The following is a 7869-nucleotide window of genomic DNA, read 5'->3' as shown; positions in this document are numbered from 1 at the left end:
CGAACAGCCCGCCCAGCGCCAAGCCGCCGCCCAGGTCGCCGCGCAGGCCGCCACCGCACAGACCGCCACCGCGCAGCCCGCCGCCGGCCTCGGCGCACCGGCCGCCGCCCCGGTCGTCCCGCCCCCGCCGCGAGGAGGCACCACCATCGAGCAGACCACCGTCGAGCCGCCCGCCGCCGTGCCGCCGCCCGCCCCCGCGCCGACGGCGGGCCGGTTCGGCCCGTTCCTGACCAACGGCCACGCCGGCGAGCAGCTGGCCCTGCTGGCCGAGGTCGGCGGCAAGGTCGGCACCACCCTCGACCTCGGCTTCACCGCCCACGAGCTGTGCCGGGTGCTGGTCCCCCGGGTCGCCGACTTCGCCTGCGTCGACCTCGTCGACGGCCTCATCTCCGACTCCGAACTGCCCGAGGCCCGCCCCGACGACGCCACCATGCTCCGCCGGGTCGCGCTCGCCCGCAACGAGTCCGCCGGCCAGTGGGACCACGTGCTCGCCGAGGGCTCCCTGGTCGCCATGCCCCGCCGTACCCCGCCCGGCATGGCCCTCCAGCTCAACCAGCCGGTGCTGGTCCCGGTGATCACCCGGGACGTCGCCGTCGACTACGCCGCCGCGCTCGGCGGCCCGGACCTCGTCCCGGTGGTCTCCGACCGCTCGATGCTGGTGGTGCCGCTCTCCGCGCGCGGCACCGTGCTCGGCATCCTCAAGCTGCTCCGGCTCCCCGACCGCGGCCCCTTCGACGAGGGCGACGCCGCCACCCTCAAGGAACTGGCCGCCCGGGCCGCGCTCTCACTGGACAACGCCCGGCTGCACCGGGCCGAGTCCCGGGTCGCCACCACCCTCCAGCGGTCGATGATCCCGACCCGGCCGCCGCAGATCCCCGGCGTCCAGATCGCCCACCGCTACCTGCCCGGCGACTCCCGGGCCGAGGTCGGCGGCGACTGGTTCGACGCGATCCAGCTGCCCGGCAGCCGGGTCGCCCTGGTGGTCGGCGACGTCATGGGCCACGGCCTGCACTCGGCCGCCGCGATGGGCCGCTTCCGCACCGCGATGCAGACCCTGGCCGCCCTCGACCTGCCGGCCGGCCAGCTGCTGCGCCACCTGGACAACCTGGCCCACAAGCTCGGCGACGACCACCTCGCCACCTGCCTGTACGCGGTCTACGACCCGATCAACCGGACCTGCGAGCTGGCCAGCGCCGGCCACGTCCCACCGGTCCTGGTCCACCCCGACGGCACCGGCGAACTGCTGGAGATCCCGGCCGGCGCCCCGATCGGGGTGGGCGGGGTCCCGTTCGTCGCCAAGACCATCGACGTCTCGGACGGCTCGATGCTGGTGCTCTGCACCGACGGGCTGGTCGAGGTGCGGGGCGGTGACATAGGAGCCGGGCTGGCCGCGCTCTGCGGCAACCTGATCGACCCCACGCAGAGCCCCGAGGAGGCCTGCGACGTGGTCCTGGACCGGCTGCACTCGGACGACCGCAAGGACGACGTCGCGCTGCTGGTGGCCCGCTTCGACGGGGTCGCGCCGAGCGAGGTCGCCACCTGGGACCTCACCGTCGACCAGCGCGAGGTCGGCCGGGCCCGCGCCCTGGTCCGCGAGCAGCTCGCCGCCTGGCACCTGGAGTCGGTCAGCGACACCGTCGTGCTGCTGGTCAGCGAACTGGTCACCAACGCCGTCCGGGTCGCCCGCGACCGGGTCCAGCTCCAGCTGATCCGGGTCGACAAGCTGCTGGTCGAGGTCAGCGACGACAACCACAACCTGCCCTCGCTGGAACCCGCCGAACAACTCGGCGAGACCGGCCGCGGCCTCACCCTGGTCACCAAACTCGCCGACCACTGGGGCACCGCCCGCAAGGCCGTCGGCAAGGTCGTCTGGTTCGAACTGCCGCTCTAGTACGAGCCCTACGAGCCCTACGGGACCGCCGCACCGGCCGGGGTGCGGAGGCGGGCCTCGGCGGCCGCCTCCAGCGAGGCGGTGGCCGTCGCCACCACGGCGGCCGCGCCGACCCCGGCCAGCACCCGGGGCCAGAAGTCCCCGAACACCTCCACCGAGACCGCGATCAGCAGCGCCGCGATCACCGCCACCACGTGCTCCATGCCCGCCAGGTTCGGCAGCACGACCGCCTCACCGACCATCAGCGCCACCACCAGTCCGGCGGTGAACCAGGCCCGGCAGCGGAACGCGACGCAGATCGCCAGCGCCACCACCGCGGCCGACGGCCCGGTGTCCCGCACATGGGCGACCCACTTGGGGAACCCGAAGAGGTGGTCCGGCCCGATCGCCACGCCGACCCGGGCGAACAGCGTCCCGGCCAGCGTGCAGGTGTAGGCCACCACCAGGGTCAGCCGCCGGCCGAGCACGATCTCGGCGATCCCGAAGACCACGAAGACCTGCGCCAGCGCCCCCCACACCGGCAGGTCCAGAGCCGGCACGTACAGCGAGAGCGGCGTCCGCAGCAGCGAGACCTCCAGCGGCAGCGCCGCCTTCACCACGCCGATCTGGGTGACCAGGCGCTCCCCGCCCGGCAGGTGCTGGACGATGCTGAACAGCAGGATCAGACAGGTCGCCGCGGTGGCCAACGGGACGGCCGCGAACTTCTTGCGGACCACCCGTTCCCGGACCGTGCGGAACAACGTTCCCCACTCGGCGACAGCGGCCTCTCCGGCAATAGCCAGCGGTCCCTTTCGCACGCCCCCCGCGCGGGTCCTCCGCATCACAACCCGTTCTCCAAATCCCCGTTGACGCAAGCGCCTTCCCGACTACCCCCCACATTAGAAGCCGCTTAATGAATCCACATCGGCATTAATGCGGATCCCCGTCATCCTCAGGGGGGAGGGGCCACCCCGAAATCCCCCCATCCGGGTGACCGGTCCCCTCCGCCCCCCGGCGGAGGGTCTACCCCTTCCCGCCCCGTGCCGCCACCGGCACGCGGGGCGCCTCGACGGCGGGCGGTCCCTGGTGCCGGCGACGGAACAGCGCGGGCAGGCTCGGTGCGGTGATGAAGCCCTCGGCCCGGGCACTGGCGATGCCGATCCGCGGAATCTCGCTGCTCTTCTCGAACAGCAGATAACGCGGCTCCCAGATCGGCCGGTACTTGGCGTTGGCCCGGTAGAGCGATTCGATCTGCCACCAGCGCGAGAAGAAGCCCAGAACGGAACGCCAGAGCCGCAGCACCGGCCCGGCGCCGAGCTTCGAGCCGCGCTCGAAAACGGAACGGAACATCGCGAAGTTCAACGAGACCCTGGCCAGATTCACCTCGCCGGCGCGCTGCAGGAGCTCGATCACCATGAACTCCATCAGCCCGTTCTCGGTGTCCCGGGCCCGGCGCATGAGATCCAGCGAAAGTCCGTCCACGCCCCACGGAACGAAACTGAGCAGCGCCTTCAGCTCGCCGTCGGCGTCGTGGCACTCCAGCATCACGCAGCGTCCGTCGCCCGGATCGCCGAGCCGGCCCAGCGCCATCGAGAAGCCGCGCTCGGTCGCGCCGTCGCGCCACTGGTCGGCCTTGGCGACCAGGTCGGCCATCTCGCTCTCGGGGATCTCCTCGTGGCGGCGGATCCGCACCGTGTACCCGGCCCGCTTGACCCGGTTGTAGGCCTGGCGCACCACCCGCATCGCCCGGCCGTCCAGCGAGAACTCGTCCAGCTCGACGATCGCCTCGTCGCCCAGCTCCAGCGCGTCCAGGCCGTGCCGGGCGTAGATCACCCCGGCCTCCTCGGAGGCGCCCATCACGGCCGGCGCCCAGGCGTGCTCGCGGGCCTCGGCCAGCCAGGCGTCGATCGCGCCCGGCCAGGCCTCCGGGTCGCCGATCGGGTCGCCGGAGGCCAGCGAGACGCCGCCGATCACCCGGTAGGCGACCGCCGCCTTGCCGCTCGGCGAGAAGATCACCGCCTTGTCCCGGCGCAGCGCGAAGTAGCCGAGCGAGTCCCGCTCGCCCTGCTTGTCCAGCAGCACCCGCAGCCGCTGCTCGTCCTCGGCGGTGAGCAGTTCGCTGCCGCGCGGGCTGCGGAAGGCCACGTAGAGGACGAGCAGGAAGAGCAGCGCGCCCATCGCGTTGATGACCGCGTTCACCCAGGTCGGCGCGTCGATCACGGAGCGCAGGTGCTCCGACGGGGTGACGGTGACCATCCGGCCGACCGAGTAGCGGAACATGTCCCAGAAGTCCGCGTCCGGCAGGTTGTTGGTCAGCGCGACCAGCGCGGCGCCGACCACCCCGCCGAAGCCCAGGCCGGCCACGAAGGTGGCGGCGGCGGTCTTCGGGTTGGAGCGGTCGCCCTTGGAGGTGAACTCCTTCCGGCCGACCACCAGTGCCAGCACGAAGCCGCAGGTCAGCACGGTGGAGACATAGTTCAGCGGGTGCCGGTCGAAGCCCTCCTCGGGCAGCGACATGGCGACCAGGTAGAGCACCGCGAACAGCCCGGCCAGGGCGATGTTGAAGATCCACGCGGCCCGCTTGCGGCGCCTCATGGCGATCGCCAGGAAGACCGAGAGCACCGCGCTGCTCAGGCCCGCGGTCATCAGGTAGGGGGTGAAGTACTCACCCTCGTTGTGCGTCTCGACCTGGTCCCGGAACTGCGCCAGCAGCACGGTGACCAGGTTGAGCAGGGCGATCAGCCGCAGGTACCAGACGGTCGCCACGGCGGCCCGCGGACGCCAGCGCGCCGTGAACGCGCCGGGCTCGGACCCGGACCCGGTGGGGGAGGTGGACGGCTCCGGCTTCACAGTGGACGACACGGTTCAATTCCAAACGATCAGGTGGTGGGTCGCATCCGCAGACGACCCGGCTGGACACCCACCTCGGCCGGCAGGCCGACTGAGCGGCAGCCGATTCCATGGTTCCCCACCCACGATGAGAATCGCGTGAACCAGGCAGCGGATTCACACCCCCGCCGTTCGGCGGGGGTCGCCCGGCCGGTACGGGCCCGGCAAAGCCGCCGGTCAGGCCCTACCCTCGATGGCAGTCACGCGGCCGGGCCGACCCGGCCGCCGAACCGAGGAGGGACCCATCACCACCACCCGCGTGCTGATCGTGGACGACGAGATCCTGGTCCGGTCCGGGCTGGGCCTCATCGTCGGTTCCGCCCCCGATCTGGAGGTGGTCGGCGACTGCTCCGGGGCGCAGACCGAGGAGCACGTCACGCGGCTGCGTCCGCACGTGGTGCTGCTCGACATCCGGATGCCCGACATGGACGGCATCTCGGTGCTCCGCCGGCTCCGGGCGCTGCCCGACCCGCCGGCCGTGGCGATGCTCACCACCTTCGACACCGAGGAGTACATCGGCACCGCGCTGCGCGCCGGGGCGTCCGGCTTCCTGCTCAAGGACACCGCCCCCGAGCAACTGGTGCACGCCGTCCGGGTGCTCGCGGCCGGCGGCAACATCCTCTCCCCCACGGTGACCCGCACCGTGATCGGCGGCTACGTGGACGGCGGCGGCCGGGTCGCCGAGGCCGCCACCCTGGCCCGCACGCTCACCGGCCGGGAGCTGGACGTGCTGGCGCTGCTCGGCGAGGGCCTGTCCAACGCCGAGATCGCCGACCGGCTGTTCCTCGGCACCGGCACCGTGAAGGACCACATCAGCGCGATCCTCGGCAAGCTCGGCGCCGCCAACCGCGTCCAGGCGGCCGTGATCGCCCACCGGGCCGGCCTGGTCCGCCCGAAGCCGAGCGACGGGGTATGACCGGCGAGGCCGTTCCGGTACGACGCCCGCCGGCCGGGTTGACCGCGCCCTGGCTGATGCTCCTGCTGCCCGCCCTCTACTCGCTGGTCGACGCCGCCCTGGTGGCCCGGGGCGCGCCGCCGTGGCAGTCCCTGCTGTCGGTGCTGGCCGCCGTCGCGCTGCTGTGGCGGCGGCGCTTCCCGGTCACCGTACTGCTGCTGACCATGCCCGGCAGCTACCTCGACGACATCTGGCTCGCCCCGATCACCGCCGTCTACACGGTGGCCGCCGAACGCCCCCGGCCGCGGGTGGTGGTGCCCTGCGCCACCCTGTTCGCACTGGTCGAGTTCTTCCACTGGCCGGTCTCCGAGCAGACCTTCACGATCAGCCGGGACACCGCCCTGTACGCCATCCAGTCGGTGATGCTCGCGGCCGGCCCGGCGGCCACCGGTCTGCTCTCCCGGACCCGGCGCGAGCTGGCGTCCCGGCTGGACGAGCTGACCCGGGGCCAGGAGCGGGAGAGCCGGCTGCTCGCCGAACGGGTGCTCAGCGAGGAGCGCGGCCGACTCGCCCGGGAGATGCACGACGTGGTCTCGCACCAGGTCAGCCTGATCAGCATCCAGGCGGGCGCGCTCCAGGTGTCCACCCCCGACCCGTCGGCCGCGGGCGTCGCCAGGACCATCCGCGAGCTATCCGTGCGCACCCTGGAGGAGCTGCGCCAGATGGTCGGGGTGCTGCGGGCCGGCGGACCGCGGATGGACACCCCGCTGGCCCCGCAGCCCCGGCTGGCCGACCTGCCCCGGCTGATCGAGGAGAGCGGGCTGCGCGCGGACGCCGAACTCGTCCCGGGCGACCGCCCCTGGCCGGAGGCGGTCGAACGGGCCGCCTACCGCACCGTGCAGGAGGCGCTCACCAACATCACCAAGTACGCGCCCGAGGCCGCGGTGCACGTCCGGGTCCGGGCCCGCGGGCGCCGGCTGCGGGTCGAGGTGCGCAACGACGCGCCGCCGGTCCGCCCCGCGCGGATCCTGCCCGGCGGCGGCCACGGCCTGGTCGGGCTGCGCGAACGGGCTCAGTTGCTCGGCGGTTCGCTCACCGCCGGCCCGACCCCGGACGGCGGCTTCGAGGTCCGCGCCGACCTGCCGGCCCCGTCCTCCTGAGCGGTCCTCCGGAGGCGAGGGGGAGCGGAAACAAAAAAGCCCCGCAGATCCGAAGATCTGCGGGGCTTCGCTGTGCGCGAGGGGGGAGTTGAACCCCCACGCCCTTTCGGGCACTGGAACCTGAATCCAGCGCGTCTGCCTATTCCGCCACCCGCGCATGGGTGTTTTCACCGCTTGCCGGTCGATCAGCCGATCCGCTCGGTACCATGTGGCCTTCGCGGTTCTTCGATCGGGCCACCCGGTGGGCGCCCCTTCCGACATGCAAAACAGTAGCACGACCTGCGGGTCGCCTCCGAATCCGTTCCCGGGGCGCCCGAGCGCATCCGAACGGATGCCCGGGGAACAGGCGAGCGAGGGATGGCGGCCACGCCCGGCGGGTAGCCCTGGCATGGTGCCGCCCGGATGCGTCACCCTGTGTGTCCGAGCCCACCCCCGGGAACCACGTGGTCCGGGAACCGTACGGATGGCCCCGGCGTGGATACGATCAGTACGGAAGTACCGCAAGTAGGCACGACCGGCTCCTCCCGGACACCGGTCGGCAGGCAGGCGAACGAACCCTGGAAGGGGGTGCCCCATGGGAGTGCTGAAGAAGTTCGAGCAGCGACTTGAGGGTCTCGTCAACGGCACCTTCGCCAAGGTGTTCAAGTCCGAGGTCCAGCCCGTGGAGATCGCCGGTGCGCTGCAGCGCGAGTGCGACAACAACGCGAGCATCTGGAACCGCGAGCGGACCGTCGTGCCCAATGACTTCATCGTCGAGCTCAGCCCGCACGACTACGAGCGGCTGAGCCCCTACTCCGGACAGCTGGGCAACGAGCTCGCCGGCATGGTCCGCGAGTACGCCGAGGCGCAGCGCTACAGCTTCATGGGCCCGCTCCAGGTGAACCTGGAGAAGGCCGAGGACCTCGACACCGGCCTGTACCGGGTGCGCAGCCGCACGCTCGCCGCGGAGGAACCGCAGCAGCACGCCCCCGCGCATCCGACCCAGCCCGGCTACGGCCGCCCGCCGGCCGCCCAGGGGCCCGGCGCGCTCGGGCACGCCGGGCTCGGCGGCAACC

Annotated in this window: 6 protein-coding genes and 1 tRNA gene; 4 read left to right on the top strand and 3 right to left on the bottom strand. The window is 72.6% G+C overall.

Translation table 11 applies throughout. From position 1 onward, the window contains the following. Positions 1-1891: ATP-binding SpoIIE family protein phosphatase (locus ABD308_RS32645; RefSeq protein ID WP_344343124.1), on the top strand; the 1891-nt coding region annotated here is incomplete at its 5' end. A 17-nt stretch (positions 1892-1908) separates the two neighbouring features. Here ABD308_RS32645 and ABD308_RS32640 read toward each other — a convergent pair. Then, positions 1909-2688 carry a hypothetical protein gene (locus ABD308_RS32640; protein ID WP_344343122.1) on the bottom strand — a complete coding sequence of 260 codons (780 nt, stop codon included), beginning with the start codon at positions 2686-2688 and terminating at the stop codon, positions 1909-1911. A 205-nt stretch (positions 2689-2893) separates the two neighbouring features. Continuing rightward, positions 2894-4732: a phosphatidylglycerol lysyltransferase domain-containing protein gene (locus ABD308_RS32635; protein WP_425554904.1), complete on the bottom strand. Its 1839-nt coding sequence runs from the start codon at positions 4730-4732 to the stop codon at positions 2894-2896. A gap of 289 nt (positions 4733-5021) precedes the next feature. Here ABD308_RS32635 and ABD308_RS32630 point away from each other — a divergent pair, with 289 nt between their 5' ends. After that, positions 5022-5675: a response regulator gene (locus ABD308_RS32630; protein ID WP_486327042.1), complete on the top strand. Its 654-nt coding sequence runs from the start codon at positions 5022-5024 to the stop codon at positions 5673-5675. Then, complete coding sequence (locus tag ABD308_RS32625; protein ID WP_344343120.1) at positions 5672-6814, top strand: sensor histidine kinase; 1143 nt, start codon at positions 5672-5674, stop codon at positions 6812-6814. Before ABD308_RS32630 ends, ABD308_RS32625 begins: the two co-directional genes overlap by 4 nt. 73 nt (positions 6815-6887) lie before the next feature. Here ABD308_RS32625 and ABD308_RS32620 read toward each other — a convergent pair. Then, positions 6888-6971 (bottom strand) — tRNA-Leu (locus ABD308_RS32620). A gap of 417 nt (positions 6972-7388) precedes the next feature. Here ABD308_RS32620 and ABD308_RS32615 point away from each other — a divergent pair. Then, a partial coding sequence (locus ABD308_RS32615; protein ID WP_344343118.1) for a DUF3662 domain-containing protein occupies positions 7389-7869 on the top strand: 481 nt, incomplete at its 3' end.

The organism is Kitasatospora putterlickiae, from assembly GCF_039527695.1.
GTDB lineage: Bacteria > Actinomycetota > Actinomycetes > Streptomycetales > Streptomycetaceae > Kitasatospora > Kitasatospora putterlickiae.
The sequence above is the reverse complement of the archived record's forward strand: the minus strand, read 5'-3'. Positions and strand labels throughout refer to the sequence as shown.

Bases quoted from the DNA above. Each gene is read 5' to 3' on its own strand.
- ABD308_RS32625 (WP_344343120.1), top strand. From the start codon at position 5,672: ATGACCGGCGAGGCCGTTCCGGTACGACGCCCGCCGGCCGGGTTGACC.